We start from the raw sequence: 19508 nt of genomic DNA on the forward strand, positions 1-19508 counted from the left end.
CTAATTAGACTCTTCTACGTTTTGGCGGGCGACATCCGTTATGTGGAACCGGAGTTACGTCCTTAATGCTAGTTACTTCAATACCGCATGCGGAAAGCGCACGAATTGCTGCTTCACGGCCTGAACCAGGTCCTTTAACCATAACGTCTACAGATTTTAAACCATGTACTAAAGCTGCTTTTGCGGCAGTTTCTGCAGCCATCTGAGCTGCATATGGAGTAGATTTCCTTGAACCTCTAAATCCCAGACCACCGGCACTTGCCCAGGACAACGCGTTACCCTGTGCATCGGTTAAGGTAACGATGGTGTTGTTAAAAGAAGACTGGATATGTGCCTGTCCGCGTTCAACGTTTTTCTTTACGCGCTTTTTTGTCACTTTTTTTGCAGTGGACACTTTTTTAGCCATTTTAAACTAACCTACTTTCTTGAATTTCCGAATCTTGTTTCCTGTTTTTAAAACATGCAACGTGATTCTACATAATGTTACGAATTACTTATTTCTTCTTGTTTGCAACAGTCTTACGAGGACCTTTGCGGGTTCTTGCATTGGTTTTGGTCTTCTGACCACGAACCGGCAGACCTTTTCTATGACGGATTCCGCGATAGCAGCCAATCTCCTGCAGTCTCTTGATGTTCATAGCGATCTCTCTACGAAGATCACCCTCAACAGTCTGGGTCTCAGCAATAACAGCTGCCAGCTTCTTTACTTCGTCATCGGTCAGATCCTTAACACGAGTGTCAGGATTAACGCCAGCCTCAGCAAGGATACGGTTTGCACTTGTTCTACCGATTCCGTAGATGTAAGTCAGACCGATTTCAACACGTTTTTCTCTTGGTAAATCAACACCTGAAATACGAGCCATTTGCGTCGTAACCTCCTATAACTTTTTGTTTTTAACCTTGTCTCTGTTTGTGCTTAGGATTTTCACAGATTACTCTGATACTGCCTTTGCGTTTGATGATTTTGCACTTTTCGCAAATCGGTTTTACTGATGATCTCACCTTCACGGCAATTCTCCTTTCTACAGTTGCATATATCTGTCCAGATATATTGGTACAGCCGGGCTGGTTTTAGACAAACTTCACCCAGCATCTCAACAAAGTCGCCATGATATTATAACATCATGGTTTCTTTTATGCAAGTGTTTTTACAAATATTTTTACAATTTTTTATTTATAAAAGCGGATGCTTTTATAAGCTTATTTATCTCTCCAGATGATTCTGCCCTTGCTTAAATCATACGGAGACATCTCAAGGGTAACCTTATCGCCCGGCAGGATACGGATATAGTTCATACGCAGCTTACCGCTGATATGAGCCAGCACCTGATGGCCATTCTCTAATTCTACCTGGAACATTGCGTTCGGCAGCTTCTCAACAACAGTTCCCTCGATTTCAATAACATCTGATTTCGACATATAATCAATTCCTCCTAAATACAACCGTGGCGTTCCACCCAGGTCTTGAGCGCGTTTCGGATTTCTTCATCAGTGGGAAGACCGCGAAAAAGCGGTGTCTTCCCTGCCTGAATATGTTTCTTGTTTTTCCGCTTCGGGTCGTCCACCTTGCGGGTGGTTCCATTTGCCATGGTAACGGATTTCCCTTCATCGGATATTACGATATAATACTGGTTTTTGTCATGCCCTGCAAGAGACTTTACCGGACAGTACCGCTCTATGTTCATCGCGCACCGCCTTTACAGAGATAAGATCTCCGGCTCACCGTCAGTAATGAGAATGGTATTCTCATAATGGGCAGACAAACTGCCGTCTTTCGTCACAACGGTCCAGTCATCATCCAGCCACTCTACATTCGGGGTACCGATGTTGATCATAGGCTCAACAGCCAGTGTCATGCCAGGAACCAGTTTGATGCCTTTGCGGTTCCGGGAGAAATTTGGCACCTCCGGATCCTCATGTAAATGAGAACCGATTCCGTGACCGACCAGATCGCGGACAACACCATATCCGAAGCTTTCTGCGTAAGCCTGGATTGCCGAAGAGACATCATTGAGATGATTGCCAGCTTTCGCGAACTTAATCCCCTCAAAGAAAGATTGTCTCGTGACATCGATCAGTTTCTGTGCCTCCGGACTGATCTGACCAACCGCATGGGTTCTTGCTGCATCGGAATGATATCCTTTGTAGATCACACCAGCATCCAGACTGACAATGTCACCCTCTTGGATGATATGATGCTTATTCGGAATACCATGTACCACTTCATTGTTCACGGATACGCAGATGGATGCCGGGTAACCGTTATAATTCTTAAAGGAAGGAACACAACCGAATTCCCGGATCAGTTTTTCGCCCAGACGGTCAATGTCCAGCGTGGACATGCCTGGCTGAATGGCTTTTCCCAGTTCTTCGTGTACCTTTGCCAGAATTCTTCCAGCTTCCCGCATGAGTTCAATCTCTCTTGCAGATTTGATCGTTACGGCCATATTACGCCTCCAGGACAGCTTCAATGTCCTCAAATACTTTATTCAGATCCTGTGTTCCATCTACGGATTTCAGAATTCCTGCTTTTTTGTAGTAGTCAATCAGCGGCTGCGTCTGGTCGTGATAGACAGTCAGACGTTTCTTCACAGTCTCCGGCTTATCGTCGTCACGAAGCACAAGATTCTGACCACATGCATCGCAGACACCTTCTACCCTGGTCGGATTGTAAACAATGTGATAAGTAGCACCGCAGGAGAGGCATGCTCTTCTGCCGGACATACGATTAATGATGGATTCATCCGGAACGTCTACATCGATTGCAAAATCCATCTTCTGTCCCAGTTTGTTCAGTGCTTCGGTAAGGCTCTCTGCCTGCGGAATGGTTCTTGGGAAACCATCGAGCACATATCCGTTCTCGCAGTCAGCTTCTGCAATACGGTCTAACAGCATACCGATGGTTACATCATCCGGTACAAGCTGTCCCTGGTCCATGTAGGATTTTGCCTTCATGCCAAGCTCTGTGCCGCCCTTAATGTTAGCACGGAAAATATCTCCGGTGGAGATGTGCGGAATTCCATATTTCGCTGCAATCTTCTTTGCCTGGGTGCCTTTTCCGGCGCCCGGAGCACCTAACATGATGATCTTCATTCTGGTCTATCCTCCTATATACAAAAGAAGCTGCTGCCCTTACGCGTGCAGCAGCTTTCTCTTACGAACGCTTAATCATTTAAAAAACCTTTGTAATTTCGAACGATCATCTGGGATTCGATAGACTTGAGTGTCTCCAGGATAACGCTGACAATAATGATCAGGGAAGTACCCATGAAAGACAGACGGCTTACCGTAAACACTCCGGAAATGATGATCGGGATAATGCTGACAATGATCAGACCAATCGCACCGATAAATACGATGTAATTTAAGATCTTGTCAAGGTATTCAGAAGTCGGTTTACCTGGGCGGATACCCGGGATGAAACCGCCGGACTTCTTCATATTGTTTGCCACTTCCAGCGGATTGAAGGTGATGGATGTGTAGAAATATGCGAAAAGCACGATCAGCACAAGATAGATCACCAGTCCCACAGAATATGCCGGCATTTCCGGTCTGAACCAGTAAGAAGAGTTCAGAACCATCAGGATCTTACCACCAATGGTAGTGTAATCCGGATGGAAAAACTGTGCGATTACAATCGGGAAGGACATGATGGAGGAAGCAAAGATTACCGGGATGACACCTGCGGTGTTCACCTTTAACGGAATATGGGAAGCCTGGCCGCCCACTAACTTTCTGCCTACCATCTTTTTTGAATACTGAACCGGGATTCTGCGCTCGCCATCCTGAAGGATGATAACGAACACAACCATAGCTGCAAGGATCGCAATCATAATCAGTACGATCAATACAGTAGATCCGATGTTCTTGCTGTTGCTTAAGAATCTGGTGTACAGGGTGTTCACATCCTGCGGAAGGGAGGATACGATATTGAACAGCAGGACGATAGAAATACCATTGCCTACGCCCTTGTCTGTGATACGCTCACCGATCCACATCAGGAATGCGCTTCCTGCAGTCATGGTAACGACTGCAATGATCACGCTCCATACATCATAATTGATCAGAAGTCCCTGACCGCCGAAACCGACTGCCATACCGATGGACTCGATCAGTGCAAGTGCAACCGTTAAATAACGGGTGTACTCTGCGATCTTCTTACGACCATCCTCACCGTCACGCTGCATTTCTTCCAGTTTCGGAATTGCAATCGTGAGCAGCTGCATGATGATGGAAGATGTAATGTACGGGGTGATGCTCAATGCAAAAATAGACAAGGAGGAGAAGGATCCGCCTGTCATCGCATTGAAAAATCCAAATGCATCAGTGGACTGATTTGCAAAAAAGTTTGCAAAAAAGTCCGTCTTTACTCCAGGAATCGGCAGTTCAGATCCAAAACGGATTACCACCAGCATGAGGAAGGTGAAGATCAGTTTCGATCTGATCTCCTTGATCTTCCATGCATTTCGGAGTGTCTTTAACATATTAGATCACCTCGCAGGTTCCACCTAAAGCTTCAATCTTAGCCTTTGCACCCTCACTGAATGCATCTGCCTTTACGGTCAGCTTTTTGGTCAGTTCTCCATTACCCAGGATCTTAACGCCATCTCTCGGATTTTTAACAATTCCGCTCTCAAGAAGAGTCTCAACAGTAACAACTGCATCGTTCTCGAAGCACTCTAAAGCGCTTACGTTGATACCAACGATCACTTTGGTGTTACGGTTCTTGAATCCTCTCTTCGGGAGACGTCTGTATAACGGCATCTGACCACCCTCGAAACCAGGTCTGGTTGCGCCGGAACGTGCTTTCTGACCCTTGTGGCCCTTACCAGCAGTCTTTCCGTTTCCGGAACCGTGACCGCGTCCTCTTCTGAAATTATCGCTATGCTTAGAACCTACAGCAGGCTGTAAATTGGATAAATCCATTGCACTGCACCTCCTTACTTTTATAATTAGATTTCTTCTACCTTAACTAAATGCTTTACGTGCCAGATCATACCTCTGACAGCCTCATTATCCGGAAGTTCAACAGTCTTGTTGACTTTCTTCAGGCCCAGAGCCTCTACGGTAGCTTTCTGCTTCGGGATAGCACCGATCGGGGATTTGACTAACGTTACTTTTAACTTCTCTGCCATTTCATTACCCTCCTTAGCCTAAGATCTCTTCAACAGATTTGCCGCGAAGTTTTGCATACTCTTCCGGAGTCTTAAGCTGAGTCAGACCGTTGATCACTGCAAGAACAACGTTGGTCTTGTTGTTGGAGCCTAAAGACTTAGCACGGATGTTCTTGATACCAGCAAGCTCCAGTACGGAACGAGCCGGGCCACCAGCGATGATACCGGTACCTTCCGGAGCCTTCTTTAACAGTACAGAAGAGCTGCCGAACTTGCAGATGTGGTCGTGCGGGATACTCTTGTTCTCGTCAACCGGAACCTCTACCAGGTTCTTCATAGCTGCTTCTCTTCCTTTGCGGATTGCTTCCGGAACTTCACCAGCTTTACCAAGACCTGCACCTACGTGACCATTGCCATCACCTACTACTACCAGAGCAGAGAATCTCATGGTACGTCCACCTTTTACGGTTTTGGATACACGCTTGATTGCTACTACATTGTCATTTAATTCAAACTGACTTGGGTCAATAATTGTACGCTTCATGCCGTTCTCCTCTCTACTAGAATTTCAGACCAGCTTCACGAGCTGCGTCTGCAAGTGCCTGGATCTTACCCTGGTAAATGAAACCGCCTCTATCGAAAACGACTTCCTCAATACCCTTCTCCAGAGCTCTCTTAGCGATCAGAGTTCCAACATAAGTTGCTGCTGCAGTGTCATTGGTGTGCTCAAGCTCAGCCTTAACTGCCTTCTCATTGGTGGATGCTGCTACCAGAGTATTGCCGACTGTGTCGTCAATAATCTGAGCATACATATGATTATTACTTCTGAAAACAGCCAGACGCGGTCTCTCTGCAGTACCTGCAAAGCGATTACGTAATCTGGTATGCTTTTTAACGCGAATTTCGCTTCTTGATTTCTTACTAACCATCTTTGTACTCTCCTTAATTATTTCTTACCAGTCTTACCAACTTTACGTCTGATAGTCTCATCAGCATACTTGATACCCTTGCCCTTATACGGCTCAGGTCTTCTCTTATCTCTGATCTCTGCAGCGTACTGGCCAACTTTTTCTTTATCGATACCTTTAACCGTGATCTTATTCTGACCGTCCAGAACAGTCTCAAGACCTTCCGGATCTTCCATCTCTACCGGATGGGAGTAGCCCAGGTTAAGGGTTAATTTCTTGCCCTGCTTAGATGCTCTGTAACCTACACCGTTTACTTCCAGAACTTTCTCGTAGCCAGCGGTAACACCAACTACCATGTTATTGATCAGGGTTCTGGTCAGACCATGTAAAGATTTCATCTTCTTTAAGTCATTCGGTCTGGTTACAACAATATGTCCATCTTCTTCCTTGATGTCCATCTCTACCGGTAACTCTCTCTCAAGGGTTCCCTTAGGACCTTTTACAGTCACTTTATTATTCTCTGCAATCGTTACAGTTACGCCTGCCGGGATTGCGATTGGCATTCTTCCGATACGTGACATGCCATTTACCTCCTACTTAAATTTTCGGAAAACGCTCTGTGCGTTTTCTGTTTTCAGTTACATAATATATAGAAGTAGCTTCGCGGCAACGAATTACCAAACGAATGCTAATACCTCTCCGCCTACGCCCAGACGACGTGCTTCCTTATCGGTGATAACGCCCTGGTTGGTAGAAATGATTGCGATTCCCAGACCGCCAAGTACTCTCGGAAGGTCCTCTTTGTTAGCGTATACACGCAGACCCGGTTTGGAAATTCTCTTGATGCCGCTGATGATCTTCTCATTCTTATCTGCACCGTACTTTAAAGTGATGCGGATGGTCTTGAATGCGCCGTCCTCAACGATATCGTATTTTGCAATGTAACCCTCTTTTACCAGGATGTCTGCGATAGCAAGTTTCATCTTGGAAGACGGTACGTCAACAGTGTCATGTTTAGCAGTGTTTGCGTTACGGATTCTTGTAAGCATATCTGCGATCGGATCACTCATAGTCATGATGGATAATTCCTCCTTAATATTGTTAGTTGGTTTCCTTTTTGTTGGACCTCACTCCTTCGAAACTTACAGGCACCACAAGGGGGCTTATAAGTTTCGGGAGGGACATCACTGATTGCGTTGCCTGTATTCTCACACGGGCTACAACGTCACTCAACTAAGCTCATGCTGCGCTTTACAGCTTGCATTCGCTAAGGTTCGTGACGGGCCTCGCACTAAGCTTGCCCAACGCCTTGCGGCTTGGGCTCGCTAAGTTGCTTTCGGCCTACCAGCTTGCCTTCTTAACACCCGGGATCTGGCCCTTATATGCCAGCTCACGGAAGCAGATACGGCAGATGCCGTACTTTCTTAAATATGCATGCGGACGTCCACAGATTCTGCAACGATTGTACTCTCTGGTGGAGAACTTCGCCGGACGCTGCTGCTTAATCTTCATTGAAGTCTTAGCCATGGATCTTTCCTCCTGTTATTTTGCAAATGGCATATTGAATAATGTCAAAAGTTCACGAGCTTCTTCATCAGTCTTGGCAGTGGTAACGAAGATGATGTCCATACCTCTTACCTTGTCAACTTTATCGTATTCAATCTCAGGGAAGATCAACTGCTCTTTGATACCCAGAGCGTAGTTACCTCTGCCATCAAATGCATTCGGGTTAACACCGCGGAAGTCACGTACACGCGGCAGAGCCAGGTTGATCAGACGATCAACGAACTCGTACATCTTCTCACCACGAAGGGTAACTTTACATCCGATCGGCATACCTTCTCTGATTTTGAAGTTTGCAACGGACTTTTTAGCCTTAGTGGTAACTGCTTTCTGTCCGGTAATCAGCTCTAAATCTCTAACTGCAGAATCCAGAACCTTAGCATTGTCTTTTGCCTCACCAACGCCCATGTTGATAACGATCTTATCAAGCTTCGGGACTTCCATGATGTTCTTGTAACCAAATTTCTTAATCAGTGCGTCAACCATCTCGCTCTGATACTGTTCTTTTAATCTAGCCAACTCTCTGTTCCTCCTCTCTGCAATTAGTCGATTACTTTACCGGTTGCCTTAGCAACGCGGACTTTCTTACCATCTTTTACTTCAAAGCCAACACGGGTAGCTTTGCCATCAACAACCAGCATAACATTGGAAATGTCCATTGCTGCTTCCTGATTTACGATGCCGCCCTGCGGGTTTGCAGCGTTCGGTTTGGAGTGCTTGGTAACCATGTTGCAGCCCTCAACCAGAACTTTACCGCCCTTAACGCTCAGGACTTTACCGGTTTTGTCTTTATCTTTACCTGCGATAACCTTTACAAGGTCGTCTTTTTTAATTTTCTGCACAGCCAATACCTCCTTACAGTACTTCCGGAGCCAGAGATACGATCTTCATGAACTGCTTCTCACGTAATTCTCTTGCTACCGGTCCAAAGATACGGGTTCCTCTTGGGGTCTTGTCATCTTTGATAATAACTGCTGCGTTCTCATCGAACTTGATATAAGAACCGTCTTTTCTGCGTGCGCCCTTAACGGAACGAACAACAACGGCCTTAACAACATCGCCTTTCTTTACAACGCCGCCTGGTGTTGCATCTTTAACGGAAGCGACGATTACATCACCAATGTTAGCATATCTTCTTGTAGAGCCACCCATAACACGGATGCAAAGTAACTCTTTTGCTCCGGTGTTATCAGCAACCTTCAGTCTGGTTTCCTGCTGAATCATGCCTGATACTCCTTCCTGGATAACTTATTTAGCCTTCTCGATAATCTCAACCAGTCTCCATCTCTTGTCCTTGGACAGCGGTCTGGTTTCCATAACTTTAACGGTATCACCCTTGCCGCACTCGTTGTTCTCGTCATGAGCTTTTAACTTAACGGTCTTTTTTACGATCTTGCCGTATAAAGGATGTTTGATGTGGTCCTCGATTGCTACAACGATGGTCTTGTCCATCTTGTCGCTTACGACTTTACCTACGCGGGTTTTTCTTAAATTTCTTTCCACGGTCATGTTCTCCTTTCAAACCTTAAGCCAGTTTAGATTTCTCTGTAATAACAGTCTGAATTCTAGCGATATTCTTGCGAACCTCTTTGATTCTGCTGGTATTATCTAACTGGTTGGTTGCATTCTGGAATCTTAAGTTGAAAAGTTCTTTCTTTGCAGCTACTAATTCTTCCTGTAACTCAGCCGCTGATTTTGCCTTTAAACCTTCTACGAATTTATTAGTTTTCACTGTTATCACCGCCTTCTAAATCTGCTTTAGCAGCAATCTTACATTTGCATGGTAACTTGTGCATAGCAAGACGTAATGCCTCACGCGCGGTCTCCTCCGGAACACCAGCGATCTCGAACATTACTCTGCCCGGTTTAACAACTGCTACCCAGTACTCCAGAGCGCCCTTACCGGAACCCATTCGGGTCTCAGCCGGCTTAGCGGTTACCGGTTTGTCCGGGAAGATCTTGATCCAGACTTTACCACCACGTTTGATGTAACGGGTCATAGCAACACGGGCTGCCTCGATCTGGTTAGATTTGATCCAGCACGGCTCGGTAGCAACCAGACCGTACTCACCATAGTTAATTTTATTTCCTCTTAAAGCCTTACCGGTCATAGTTCCACGGAACTGTTTGCGGCGCTTTACTCTCTTAGGCATTAACATTATTTATCGCTCCCTTCCTTGTTTCCTCTAGTAGGAAGTACCTCGCCTTTGTAGATCCAAACCTTAACGCCAAGCTTGCCGTAGGTGGTATCTGCCTCAGCGAAACCATAGTCAATATCTGCTCTTAATGTCTGTAACGGAATGGTGCCCTCGCTGTAGAACTCGGTACGAGCGATATCAGCACCGCCAAGACGTCCGCCAACAGCAGTCTTGATTCCCTTAACGCCAGCCTTCATGGAACGACCCATGGTAGACTTCATAGCACGACGGAAGGAAACACGGTTTTCCAGCTGCTGTGCAATGTTCTCAGCTACTAACTGAGCATCGCGGTCCGGTCTCTTGATCTCTTTGATGTCGATAAATACTCTCTTGTCGGTGAGCTTCTGAACCTCTCCTCTGAGCTTCTCGATCTCTGCGCCGCCCTTACCGATTACAACGCCCGGTTTAGCGGTGAAGATGATGATCTTCACTCTGTCAGATGCTCTCTCGATCTCAATTTTGGAAACGCCAGCGCTATACAGTTTCTTCTTGAGGAATTTACGGATGTTGTAATCCTCAACGAGGCAATCAGCGAAGTTGCCTTCTGCATACCACTTGGAATCCCAGTCTTTAATAACACCGACTCTTAAGCCGTGCGGATTAACTTTCTGTCCCATAATTGCCTCCTCTTATCTCTCATTCAGCACAACAGTGATGTGGCTCATTCTCTTTTCGATTCTGTAAGCTCTGCCCTGTGCTCTCGGTTTTACTCTCTTCATGGTCGGTCCCTTGTTAGCAAAGCACTCCTCTACGTAAAGTTTTGCCGGATCCATGTTGTTGTTGTTCTCTGCATTAGCAATTGCAGATTCCAGTAATTTTTTAATTAAAGAAGAAGCATATCTTGGGTTGTAAGTTACAATACCAAGTGCGGTCTGTACATCTTTGCCTCTGATGGCATCTAATACGAAGCAAGCCTTCTGAACAGAAACACGTGCGTAAGATAACTTTGCGCTCGGTCTGGTGTCCTTCTGGGCATTTCTCTCTCTCTTAATCTGACTTCTATGTCCTTTAGCCATTGCTAATTAACCTCCTTTCAATCCTGACGATTATCGTTTGGATTTCTTCTCGTCTTTTCCATGTCCTCTGTAAGTTCTGGTAGCTACGAACTCACCCAGCTTGTGGCCAACCATATCCTCGGTAACATATACCGGAACATGCTTTCTGCCATCGTGAACTGCGATTGTATGTCCAACCATCTGCGGGAAGATTGTGGAACGGCGGGACCAGGTCTTGATTACCTGATGCTGTCCTGCTGCGTTCATTGCATCAACTTTTTTCAGTAAGTGTGCATCTGCAAATGGTCCTTTTTTTAATGAACGTGCCATAGGTTTTGTATCCTCCTTGAATTATTTAATGGTCTTGCCGTCGCGTCTTCTTACAATCAGCTTATTAGACTGCTTGTTTTTCTTTCTGGTCTTCAGACCCAGAGCAGGCTTGCCCCACGGAGTAGAAGGACCCGGACGACCGATACCAGTCTTACCTTCACCACCACCGTGTGGATGGTCATTCGGGTTCATAACGGAACCGCGAACTGTAGGACGGATACCCATATGACGTTTTCTACCAGCCTTACCAAGGTTAACAAGATTGTGCTCGCCGTTGCCAACAACACCGATGGTTGCGCGGCATACGATCGGAACCATTCTCATCTCGCCGGAAGGAAGTCTTAAGGTTGCATATTTGCCTTCTTTTGCCATAAGCTGAGCAGCGTTACCAGCGGAACGAACCAGCTGACCACCCTTGCCCGGATACAGCTCAATATTATGAATCTGCGCACCAACCGGAATGTTTGCCAGCGGTAAGCAGTTACCTACTTTAGCCTCTGCAGTCTCGCCGCTCATAACCTTCATGCCGTCGGTTAAACCAGCAGGAGCCAGGATATAAGCTTTCTCGCCGTCTGCATAGCAGATCAGTGCGATGTTTGCAGTTCTGTTCGGATCGTACTCGATACCGATAACGGTTGCCGGGATACCATCCTTGCTGTTTCTCTTGAAATCGATGATTCTGTATTTTCTTCTGGAACCGCCACCACGATGTCTAACGGTGATCTTACCCTGGTTGTTACGGCCAGCATTCTTCTTTAAAGAAGTAACCAGAGACTTCTCCGGGGTGGACTTGGTGATCTCACTGAAGTCAGAACCGGTCATATGTCTTCTGGAAGGTGTATATGGGTTGTATGTTTTAATTCCCATGACTTGAACTCCTTTCAATTCCGTACACGTCCGTGCGTTTTCAACGCACTCGCGTGTATCTCTTTATCACGGCGCAGTATATTCTTTTCACTGGCTGCCGTATAGTTTCTTTTCATTTCATCGCTCAACGAAGCTCGGCTTTCAGCCTCGCTAAGATTCGCGATGGGCTTTCGCACTAAATTCGTGCTCTGCGCACTCATTAAGTGCTCAATGCCTACAGACCTGCGAATACCTCGATCTCTTTGCTGTCCTCAGTTAACTGAACGATAGCTTTCTTGGTAGCAGCGGTCTTGCCGAAGGTCATACCACGTCTCTTGTTCTTGCCTTCGCTGTTCATGGTGTTTACACTCTTAACTTTGGTTCCCGGGAACATCTTCTCAACAGCCTCTTTGATCATGGACTTGTTCGCATCGGTGTGAACCAGGAAAGTGTATTTCTTCTCGCTCATTGCGTTCATGCTCTTCTCGGTAACAACCGGTTTCAGAATGACATCATAGTACTGAACGTTAGCCATTATGCGTACACCTCCTCGATATTTGCAACAGCAGCCTTGGTAGCTACTACGGTGTTGTATTTCAGAATGTCATATACGTTGATGGTATTGACATAAGCGGTCTTTACAGACGGGATGTTCTTAGCAGACTTAACAACGTTCTCGCTGTCCTCGCCAACTACTACCAGAGCCTTGTTAACCTTTAAGTTATTCAGAACGGTCTGGAATTTCTTGGTCTTGATCTCATCAAGTTTCAGCTCGTCAACAACGATGAACTTGTTCTCAAGCACTCTGCTGGTCAGTGCAGACTTCAGAGCAGCTCTCTTCTCTTTCTTGTTGAGTCTGATTGTGTAATCTCTTGGAGTCGGAGCGAATACGATACCGCCGCCGGTCCACTGCGGAGCTCTGGTTGAACCCTGACGTGCATGTCCGGTTCCTTTCTGTCTCCACGGTTTTCTACCGCCACCAGATACCTCAGAACGGGTTTTTGCTTTCTGAGTACCCTGACGATTGTTAGCAAGCTGTGCAACGACTGCCATGTGTACTAAGTGCTCGTTAACCTCAACACCGAATACAGCATCGTTTAAATCCATCTTGCCTACTTCATTACCTTCCATATTGTAAACAGATACGTTTGCCATCTGTGTGTTCCTCCTTTCTCGTCAAAGCTTACTTGGAAGCTTTCACTGTTTCTTTGATCGTTACTAAAGATTTCTTCGGTCCTGGAACAGCGCCCTTAACCAGAAGCAGATTGTTCTCAACGTCTACGCGGACAATCTCAAGGTTCTGAATGGTAACCTGCTTGGAACCCATATGTCCCGGCATGCCTTTACCCTTGAATACCTTGCTCGGATCAGAACAAGCACCGTTGGAACCCTGATGACGATGGAACTTAGAACCATGAGCCATAGGTCCTCTGTGCTGACCATGTCTCTTGATCGCGCCCTGGAAACCTTTACCTTTGGAAACAGCGGTTGCATCCACCTTATCGCCGTTAGCGAAGATGTCAGCTTTGATCTCGTCCTTTACAGAATACTCTTCTGCGTTCTCGAAACGGAACTCGCGGACGAATCTCTTGTAGGAAACACCTGCCTTGTCGAAGTGTCCCTTAACCGGTTTGCTAACCAGTTTTTCTCTCTTGTCTACAAAACCAACCTGAACTGCTTTGTAGCCATCGTTCTCAACGGTCTTAACCTGGGTTACTACACACGGGCCAGCCTGAAGAACGGTTACCGGAACTAACACGCCATCTTCGTTGAAGATCTGAGTCATTCCGACTTTGGTAGCTAAGATAGCTTTCTTCATTTCAATTTCCTCCTTACAGCGGATTACCTTTTACGGCAATCATACTAAAGCTTATTTCTGTTTCATTTTGATGTCGATATAAACACCAGCCGGCATTTCCAGTTTGCTCAGTGCATCAACTGTCTTCTGGCTCGGAGTGGTGATATCGATAAGTCTTTTGTGAGTTCTCTGCTCGAACTGCTCTCTGGAATCTTTGTACTTGTGTACCGCTCTCAGAATAGTTACTACCTCTTTCTTGGTCGGTAACGGTACCGGTCCGCTCACCTGAGCCCCTGTCTTCTTTACGGTCTCGATGATTTTTCCAGCAGACTGATCAACTAACTGATGATCATAAGCTTTTAATGTGATTCTCATTACTTGACTTGCCATAAAAAAAGTCGCCTCCTTTTCGCACTTTTGTTTGAAGTACGACAAGCGGTGACTGTACACATCTCCGTGTGTGTCGCGCGGACTACACACTGCGTTACTGCAATTACTCTTTTACTACAGCTGTTAAATTGGTACAGTGACTTGTCGTCAGTTTCCTAACTTGACATTCGCTCCACGGAAAACCTGCCATGTGGGCAGCAACCTCACGCTTCATCGCTATCATGTCACAGCCTTTGTATATTACCATAGTCTTTCCATAAAAGCAAGTGTTTTAGCCATTATTTTTATGTTTTTATTTGTATACAATCTATTTCCCATTTCCCGGTCCAAACGGGTTTCTTCTATATATAATGGCATATCCGATCCATGTAAAAATGCAAAAGGGAAAGCAGCCGGTCTTTCAACTGTCCGCTTTCCCTTTTCTGGTCATGCCTGTCTAAACGCCTATCCGATGCCAGCGCTCACTTCCGGCACGTTCATGGTCCGGTTAGTCGTTATCCCATTCCGGTTCCTCCGGACTGCGATAACTTCCACCATCCACGCTTTCGTCATCTTCTTTCACCAGAATGCCGCTGCTGTTCGTTTTGTATTTCACACCATTGCTGTCTTTCACCGTGGTGTTCTTCGCGATCTTTCCGGAGGTATTGACTACGTAGTTCTTGTAGCTGCTGCCGCTCGGAATGCTGTACACCTCATATTTACTTCCGGAATCTGCCTTCTGGAGTTTGCCCATATAATAAAGGTAATTATCGTATACCCCCGTATAGCCGCGTCCGGTGGAATTGAAATAGTAAGGCCAGGATACGCCGCCCTCCGTGATGTTGTACTTTCCCTTCAGCATACTGCTCTGAGCATAGGTTCCAAAATAATAAGCCGTATACTCACTTTCACTGCTGTTGGTATAAACCTTCTGAATGCCATAAACCGGAACACCATATTCATTAAACAGATAGGTATTGCCATTGATACGCTTCAAATCACTGCTTTTCGCGCTGCCCTTGGACGGACCAACCTCCGGAACTCCCTTGGAGTTAAAGTAGAACCATTCTACATCATGATCGTAATGCCCCTGCAGATATTCCGGCGGTTCCGTAGAATACCAGCCGGTACGAACTTTTCCATCGGTATCTACCAGACGATAATCCTCAATACTGTCCGATTCATCTCCAGTAACGCAGACCCAGCCCGTCTGGAGTGCTCCATCCTCCCGCAGGCAGTAATAAGTTCCATTGATCTTTTTCTGTTTGACGTTCGTTCCGTTTTCATTCGGCACAACTTTTTTGCCGTTCGTTCCAAAATAATACCAGTACTGGCCATCGTTTGCAGTCTCAAACGGTCCCGTGTGCTTCTCTTCATCCTGATATTCTTCCGGCGGAGTCAGTTTTTTCCATCCGGTTACCATGGCTCCGGCATCATCGCAGTAATACATATTGTCCAGGATCCATCCGGTTTCCATAACACCACTGTCTCCGAAATAATGGTACTGGCCATCGATCTGCACCCATTTGTCTTTTGCGCATTTTCCGTTGTTTCCAAAATAGTACCAGTCATAGCCGGATGTTTTCCGGCTGTTCGCTACCTGAAGCCACCTATTCGCAATCATGACACCACTGGCATCTACATAGTAATCATCGTTGTCGACCCATTTGTTTGTTGCCATGACACCGCTGCTCTCCAGATAACGCCAGGTTCCGTCCTGAGCCTGACGCCATGCGTTCGTAACCTTACTTCCGTTATTATTATAGTATACCCAGTTACTGCCCTCCTGCGCCCAGCCGGTTGCCGCAAACGCAGTGATTCCAACTGTGCCAAAGCTCATAACCGCAGCCAGCATAACCATTGCAAAATTCTTTTTCTTCATATTATAAAGCTCCTTCGTATCATTGCGCCGCCGCTTCTTTTTGCAGGTCCATCCGAAACCGGCAATCATCCTTATTCAAGCGACCTTTATGCTTTCCATTTTAGCAATAATACACAGATTATTCAACTAATTCACACGAAATAGATTCTTACAAATTTCGGACAAATAACAATATAAGTATATGACAAGGGCCGTGCGAGTTGCCGAAAGGCAACTCACACGGCCCTATTAAAGTGAATCAAATGGTTACTCTGTTTTATACCTCAAACATCAGATCACCATAGCTCGGGAATGGCCACAGGTCCTTGTCTACGATCATTTCCAGCTTGTCGGCCGGTGCACGGAGTGCTGCCATAGCCGGAACAACCTTATCGTGGTAAGCATGGGCCTGAGCCTCTGCACCGGAAACACCTGCTGTTTTCTCCGTAATGTCGGTCAGTGCTGCCAAAGCCACTTTCATGTCAGACAGCAGTGCAGAAGTTTCGGTAAGCAGTTCTGTCTGCACACTGGTATCTGCCTCTGGACATGCAGCCTTGACTGCTCCCAGGGAACCTGCCAGCTGGGTTGTGTACTTGATAACTGCCGGGATGATCTGCTTGCTTGCCATATCGATCATGGTCTTTGCTTCAATGTTGATCATCTTGGAATATGCCTCGTACTCAACCTCGGCGCGGGACTCCAGCTCTGCCTTGGTGAATACGCCAAAGGATTCATACAACTTCACAGCCTTATCGGTGGTGATAGCCGGGATTGCATCTACCATGGAGCGGATGTTCGGAAGGCCGCGTCTCTCTGCTTCTTCTACCCATACATCGGAATAGCCGTTGCCGTTGAAGATGATGCGCTTATGATCGCGGAACTGCTTCTTGATCATGTCATGAACTGCAGTATCAAAATCCTCTGCCTTTTCGAGTTCATCTGCTGCTTCCTTAAATGCCTCAGCTACAATGGTATTCAGCACTACGTTTGCCGGAGCGACAGAATCCGAAGATCCCACCATACGGAACTCAAATTTATTTCCGGTAAATGCAAACGGTGAAGTACGGTTACGGTCGGTTGCATCTTTGTCCAGATCCGGAAGGGTTGCAACGCCGGTCTTTAAGGTACCGCCGGTCTTGGAATGGGTTGCCTCACCGGTGCTGCACAGCTGATCGATGACATCCTCCAGCTGCTCACCTAAGAATACAGAGATGATGGCTGGCGGTGCCTCATTTGCACCCAGACGATGATCGTTTCCGATATCGGCTGCGGATTCACGAAGCAGGTCTGCGTGGGTATCAACTGCCTTTAAGATGCAGGCCAGAACCAGAAGGAACTGGATATTTTCATGAGGGGTATCACCCGGATTTAACAGGTTCACGCCGTCATCGGAAGTCAGGGACCAGTTGTTATGCTTACCGGAACCATTGACACCTGCGAACGGTTTCTCATGAAGCAGGCAGGTAAGGCCCTGACGGCCGGCAACCTTCTTTAAGGTTTCCATGACCATCTGGTTGTGGTCTACTGCCAGGTTTGCCTGATCGTAGATCGGAGCCAGCTCATGCTGTGCCGGAGCAACCTCATTGTGCTGGGTCTTGGAGGTAACACCAAGCTTCCAGAGTTCCTCGTTGACTGCCTTCATGTAAGCACCAATACGCTCACGGATCGCACCAAAGTAATGGTCATCCAGCTCCTGTCCCTTAGGAGGCATTGCGCCAAATAAGGTACGGCCGGTGTAGATCAGGTCTTTTCTCTGTAAATATTTCTGACGGTCTACGATGAAATACTCCTGCTCCGGACCAACAGATGGACATACACGCTTTGCAGTGGTATTGCCAAAGAGTCTTAAGATTCTTAAGGACTGCTCGTCAATCGCCTGCATGGAACGGAGAAGCGGGGTCTTTTGATCCAGTGCTTCACCGGTATAAGAACAGAATGCAGTTGGGATGCAAAGAGTTACGCCACATGCATCTTCTCTTAAGAATGCCGGGGAGGTGCAGTCCCATGCGGTATAGCCTCTTGCCTCGAAGGTAGCACGCAGACCGCCTGAAGGGAAGGAAGATGCATCCGGCTCACCTTTGATCAGCTCTTTGCCGGAGAATTCCATGATTACCTTTCCCTCTGAATCTGGTGCAGAAATGAAGGAATCATGCTTCTCAGCAGTTACACCAGTCAGCGGCTGGAACCAGTGGGTATAATGGGTTGCTCCTCTTTCGATGGCCCAGTCCTTCATTGCATGTGCAACTACATCTGCAATGGATGGATCCAGCTCAGCACCATCTTCGATGGTCTTTTTCATTTTTTTGAAAACGCTCTTTGGTAAGCGTTCTCTCATAACGGTTTCGTTGAAGACGTTCTTGCCAAAAATCTCAGCTACATTTACGATTTCGCTCATAGACTTTTCCTTCCTCTCATTAGAATTGCCGTTCCCGGTTTCCTCATCCTGCCCTAACTTATTTTTATGTATACTTAATTTTCTTAAGTCGGGTTCCAGGTTAAAAAAAATGGTGTTCTTCCTTTCTGGAAGAACACCATCGTTCCCTTCTTAAAATAAACCATTAGTTTGGAAAAAGCAAGTGTTTTTTTGCATTTTCCAGTATTTTTTTCAAAGCACTGAAATTCAGGCTTTTCCAACGGAACCGAACAGTTCCATCTTCTCTTTTACAGTTTCCTTGATTGCCTCTGCTCCCGGTGCAAGCAGCTTACGCGGATCGAAGCCTTTGCCTTCCAGATCTTTGCCTGCTTCAATATACTTACGGGTTGCATCAGCAAACGATAACTGGCACTCGGTGTTTACGTTGATTTTTGCTACGCCAAGGTCAATCGCTTTCTTGATCATGTCAGCCGGGATACCGGTACCGCCATGCAGAACAAGCGGCATATCGCCAACCTTCTCTTTGACTGCTGCGAGCGTCTCAAAGCTTAAGCCCTTCCAGTTTGCCGGATATTTGCCGTGGATGTTGCCGATACCTGCTGCCAGGAAGTCTACGCCGAGATCTGCAATCATCTTACACTCGTTCGGATCTGCGCACTCGCCCATACCGATTACGCCATCTTCCTCACCACCGATGGAGCCTACCTCAGCCTCGATGGAAAGTCCCATAGCATGAGCAACTTTTACCAGTTCTTTGGTCTTCTCTACGTTCTCCTCGATTGCATAATGGGAACCATCAAACATGATGGAGGAGAAACCAGCCTTGATGCATTTGTAGCAGCCATCGTAAGTGCCGTGGTCTAAGTGCAGTGCTACCGGAACGGTAATGTTCATTTCCTCGATCATGGCTTTTACCATTGCGGAAACAGTCTTAAAGCCGGTCATATATTTGCCTGCGCCCTCGGACACGCCCAGAATAACTGGGGAGTTTAACTCCTGTGCGGTTGCAAGGATTGCCTTGGTCCACTCCAGGTTGTTGATGTTGAACTGACCTACTGCATAGTGTCCTTCTACTGCTTTTTTCAGCATTTCTGTTGCAGATACTAACATGTTCAAAACCTCCGTTTTTCTATAGTTTTGCCGCAATGCCTG

Annotated in this window: 32 protein-coding genes; all 32 read right to left on the minus strand. The window is 46.5% G+C overall.

Annotated elements, in window-relative coordinates; translation table 11 throughout:
* Positions 1–4 precede the first annotated feature (4 nt).
* The 32 genes from rpsK to fba all read right to left on the minus strand — a co-directional run bounded on the left by rpsK (position 5) and on the right by fba (position 19466).
* A complete protein-coding gene (gene rpsK, locus DWZ40_RS00210; protein ID WP_118533414.1) occupies positions 5–406 on the minus strand; it encodes a 30S ribosomal protein S11 in 402 nt (133 codons plus the stop codon).
* Positions 407–494: 88 nt separating this feature from the next.
* On the minus strand, positions 495–863 hold the full coding sequence (rpsM, locus tag DWZ40_RS00215) for a 30S ribosomal protein S13 (protein WP_118540154.1): 369 nt from the start codon (positions 861–863) through the stop codon (positions 495–497).
* Between the two features lie 31 nt (positions 864–894).
* Positions 895–1008: a 50S ribosomal protein L36 gene (rpmJ, locus tag DWZ40_RS00220; RefSeq protein WP_003497809.1), complete on the minus strand. Its 114-nt coding sequence runs from the start codon at positions 1006–1008 to the stop codon at positions 895–897.
* Positions 1009–1200: 192 nt separating this feature from the next.
* Positions 1201–1419 (minus strand): translation initiation factor IF-1, encoded by a 219-nt coding sequence (gene infA, locus DWZ40_RS00225; RefSeq protein ID WP_118533418.1) that lies wholly within the window; start codon positions 1417–1419, stop codon positions 1201–1203.
* Positions 1420–1433: 14 nt separating this feature from the next.
* Positions 1434–1685: a hypothetical protein gene (locus DWZ40_RS00230; RefSeq protein ID WP_118540155.1), complete on the minus strand. Its 252-nt coding sequence runs from the start codon at positions 1683–1685 to the stop codon at positions 1434–1436.
* A gap of 12 nt (positions 1686–1697) precedes the next feature.
* Complete coding sequence (map, locus tag DWZ40_RS00235) at positions 1698–2447, minus strand: type I methionyl aminopeptidase (protein ID WP_118540156.1); 750 nt, start codon at positions 2445–2447, stop codon at positions 1698–1700.
* 1 nt (position 2448) lies between these two features.
* Entirely contained in the window at positions 2449–3093 is a 645-nt protein-coding gene (locus tag DWZ40_RS00240) for an adenylate kinase (RefSeq protein WP_118540157.1), read from the minus strand.
* A gap of 71 nt (positions 3094–3164) precedes the next feature.
* Positions 3165–4484 (minus strand): preprotein translocase subunit SecY, encoded by a 1320-nt coding sequence (secY, locus tag DWZ40_RS00245; RefSeq protein ID WP_118540158.1) that lies wholly within the window; start codon positions 4482–4484, stop codon positions 3165–3167.
* Position 4485: 1 nt separating this feature from the next.
* Positions 4486–4926, minus strand: a complete 441-nt coding sequence (rplO, locus tag DWZ40_RS00250) for a 50S ribosomal protein L15 (RefSeq protein WP_118540159.1) — start codon at positions 4924–4926, stop codon at positions 4486–4488.
* Between the two features lie 26 nt (positions 4927–4952).
* The gene (gene rpmD, locus DWZ40_RS00255) at positions 4953–5135 is read right to left on the minus strand and encodes a 50S ribosomal protein L30 (protein WP_118533430.1); all 183 of its coding nucleotides are present in this window, start codon (positions 5133–5135) and stop codon (positions 4953–4955) included.
* Between the two features lie 13 nt (positions 5136–5148).
* Positions 5149–5658, minus strand: coding sequence for a 30S ribosomal protein S5 (rpsE, locus tag DWZ40_RS00260; RefSeq protein WP_118540160.1), 510 nt, complete (start codon positions 5656–5658; stop codon positions 5149–5151).
* Between the two features lie 16 nt (positions 5659–5674).
* Positions 5675–6043, minus strand: a complete 369-nt coding sequence (gene rplR / locus DWZ40_RS00265) for a 50S ribosomal protein L18 (protein WP_118540161.1) — start codon at positions 6041–6043, stop codon at positions 5675–5677.
* A gap of 17 nt (positions 6044–6060) precedes the next feature.
* Positions 6061–6603: a 50S ribosomal protein L6 gene (gene rplF, locus DWZ40_RS00270; protein WP_118540162.1), complete on the minus strand. Its 543-nt coding sequence runs from the start codon at positions 6601–6603 to the stop codon at positions 6061–6063.
* Between the two features lie 93 nt (positions 6604–6696).
* Positions 6697–7098 carry a 30S ribosomal protein S8 gene (gene rpsH, locus DWZ40_RS00275; RefSeq protein ID WP_118540163.1) on the minus strand — a complete coding sequence of 134 codons (402 nt, stop codon included), beginning with the start codon at positions 7096–7098 and terminating at the stop codon, positions 6697–6699.
* A gap of 265 nt (positions 7099–7363) precedes the next feature.
* The gene (locus DWZ40_RS00280; RefSeq protein WP_002566501.1) at positions 7364–7549 is read right to left on the minus strand and encodes a type Z 30S ribosomal protein S14; all 186 of its coding nucleotides are present in this window, start codon (positions 7547–7549) and stop codon (positions 7364–7366) included.
* 15 nt (positions 7550–7564) lie between these two features.
* Positions 7565–8104: a 50S ribosomal protein L5 gene (gene rplE, locus DWZ40_RS00285; protein WP_118533440.1), complete on the minus strand. Its 540-nt coding sequence runs from the start codon at positions 8102–8104 to the stop codon at positions 7565–7567.
* Positions 8105–8127: 23 nt separating this feature from the next.
* Positions 8128–8427 (minus strand): 50S ribosomal protein L24, encoded by a 300-nt coding sequence (rplX, locus tag DWZ40_RS00290; RefSeq protein WP_118533442.1) that lies wholly within the window; start codon positions 8425–8427, stop codon positions 8128–8130.
* A 13-nt stretch (positions 8428–8440) separates the two neighbouring features.
* On the minus strand, positions 8441–8809 hold the full coding sequence (gene rplN, locus DWZ40_RS00295; protein ID WP_118533444.1) for a 50S ribosomal protein L14: 369 nt from the start codon (positions 8807–8809) through the stop codon (positions 8441–8443).
* Between the two features lie 24 nt (positions 8810–8833).
* Complete coding sequence (gene rpsQ / locus DWZ40_RS00300; protein WP_118533445.1) at positions 8834–9094, minus strand: 30S ribosomal protein S17; 261 nt, start codon at positions 9092–9094, stop codon at positions 8834–8836.
* Positions 9095–9110: 16 nt separating this feature from the next.
* On the minus strand, positions 9111–9317 hold the full coding sequence (gene rpmC / locus DWZ40_RS00305) for a 50S ribosomal protein L29 (RefSeq protein WP_118533447.1): 207 nt from the start codon (positions 9315–9317) through the stop codon (positions 9111–9113).
* Positions 9307–9744 (minus strand): 50S ribosomal protein L16, encoded by a 438-nt coding sequence (gene rplP / locus DWZ40_RS00310; protein ID WP_118540164.1) that lies wholly within the window; start codon positions 9742–9744, stop codon positions 9307–9309. The genes rpmC and rplP overlap by 11 nt, the downstream gene beginning before the upstream one ends.
* Positions 9744–10400, minus strand: a complete 657-nt coding sequence (gene rpsC / locus DWZ40_RS00315) for a 30S ribosomal protein S3 (protein ID WP_118540165.1) — start codon at positions 10398–10400, stop codon at positions 9744–9746. Before rpsC ends, rplP begins: the two co-directional genes overlap by 1 nt.
* Before the next feature lie 12 nt (positions 10401–10412).
* The gene (gene rplV, locus DWZ40_RS00320) at positions 10413–10799 is read right to left on the minus strand and encodes a 50S ribosomal protein L22 (RefSeq protein ID WP_118533453.1); all 387 of its coding nucleotides are present in this window, start codon (positions 10797–10799) and stop codon (positions 10413–10415) included.
* A gap of 30 nt (positions 10800–10829) precedes the next feature.
* Positions 10830–11108 (minus strand): 30S ribosomal protein S19, encoded by a 279-nt coding sequence (gene rpsS / locus DWZ40_RS00325; RefSeq protein WP_006782235.1) that lies wholly within the window; start codon positions 11106–11108, stop codon positions 10830–10832.
* A 21-nt stretch (positions 11109–11129) separates the two neighbouring features.
* Entirely contained in the window at positions 11130–11975 is an 846-nt protein-coding gene (rplB, locus tag DWZ40_RS00330) for a 50S ribosomal protein L2 (RefSeq protein WP_118540166.1), read from the minus strand.
* Positions 11976–12189: 214 nt separating this feature from the next.
* Complete coding sequence (rplW, locus tag DWZ40_RS00335; RefSeq protein WP_118533457.1) at positions 12190–12489, minus strand: 50S ribosomal protein L23; 300 nt, start codon at positions 12487–12489, stop codon at positions 12190–12192.
* Positions 12489–13109 (minus strand): 50S ribosomal protein L4, encoded by a 621-nt coding sequence (rplD, locus tag DWZ40_RS00340; RefSeq protein ID WP_118540167.1) that lies wholly within the window; start codon positions 13107–13109, stop codon positions 12489–12491. The genes rplW and rplD overlap by 1 nt, the downstream gene beginning before the upstream one ends.
* A 28-nt stretch (positions 13110–13137) precedes the next feature.
* The gene (rplC, locus tag DWZ40_RS00345) at positions 13138–13773 is read right to left on the minus strand and encodes a 50S ribosomal protein L3 (RefSeq protein WP_118540168.1); all 636 of its coding nucleotides are present in this window, start codon (positions 13771–13773) and stop codon (positions 13138–13140) included.
* Between the two features lie 51 nt (positions 13774–13824).
* Positions 13825–14142 (minus strand): 30S ribosomal protein S10, encoded by a 318-nt coding sequence (gene rpsJ / locus DWZ40_RS00350; RefSeq protein ID WP_118533463.1) that lies wholly within the window; start codon positions 14140–14142, stop codon positions 13825–13827.
* A gap of 487 nt (positions 14143–14629) precedes the next feature.
* On the minus strand, positions 14630–16003 hold the full coding sequence (locus tag DWZ40_RS00355) for a cell wall-binding protein (protein WP_118540376.1): 1374 nt from the start codon (positions 16001–16003) through the stop codon (positions 14630–14632).
* A gap of 256 nt (positions 16004–16259) precedes the next feature.
* Positions 16260–18377: a glutamine synthetase III gene (locus DWZ40_RS00360; RefSeq protein ID WP_118540169.1), complete on the minus strand. Its 2118-nt coding sequence runs from the start codon at positions 18375–18377 to the stop codon at positions 16260–16262.
* Positions 18378–18602: 225 nt separating this feature from the next.
* On the minus strand, positions 18603–19466 hold the full coding sequence (fba, locus tag DWZ40_RS00365; protein WP_118540170.1) for a class II fructose-1,6-bisphosphate aldolase: 864 nt from the start codon (positions 19464–19466) through the stop codon (positions 18603–18605).
* Positions 19467–19508: the final 42 nt, after the last annotated feature.

Origin of the sequence: Clostridium sp. AF32-12BH, from assembly GCF_003477935.1 — a bacterium.
In the GTDB taxonomy this organism is placed as follows: Bacteria; Bacillota; Clostridia; order Lachnospirales; family Lachnospiraceae; genus Brotaphodocola.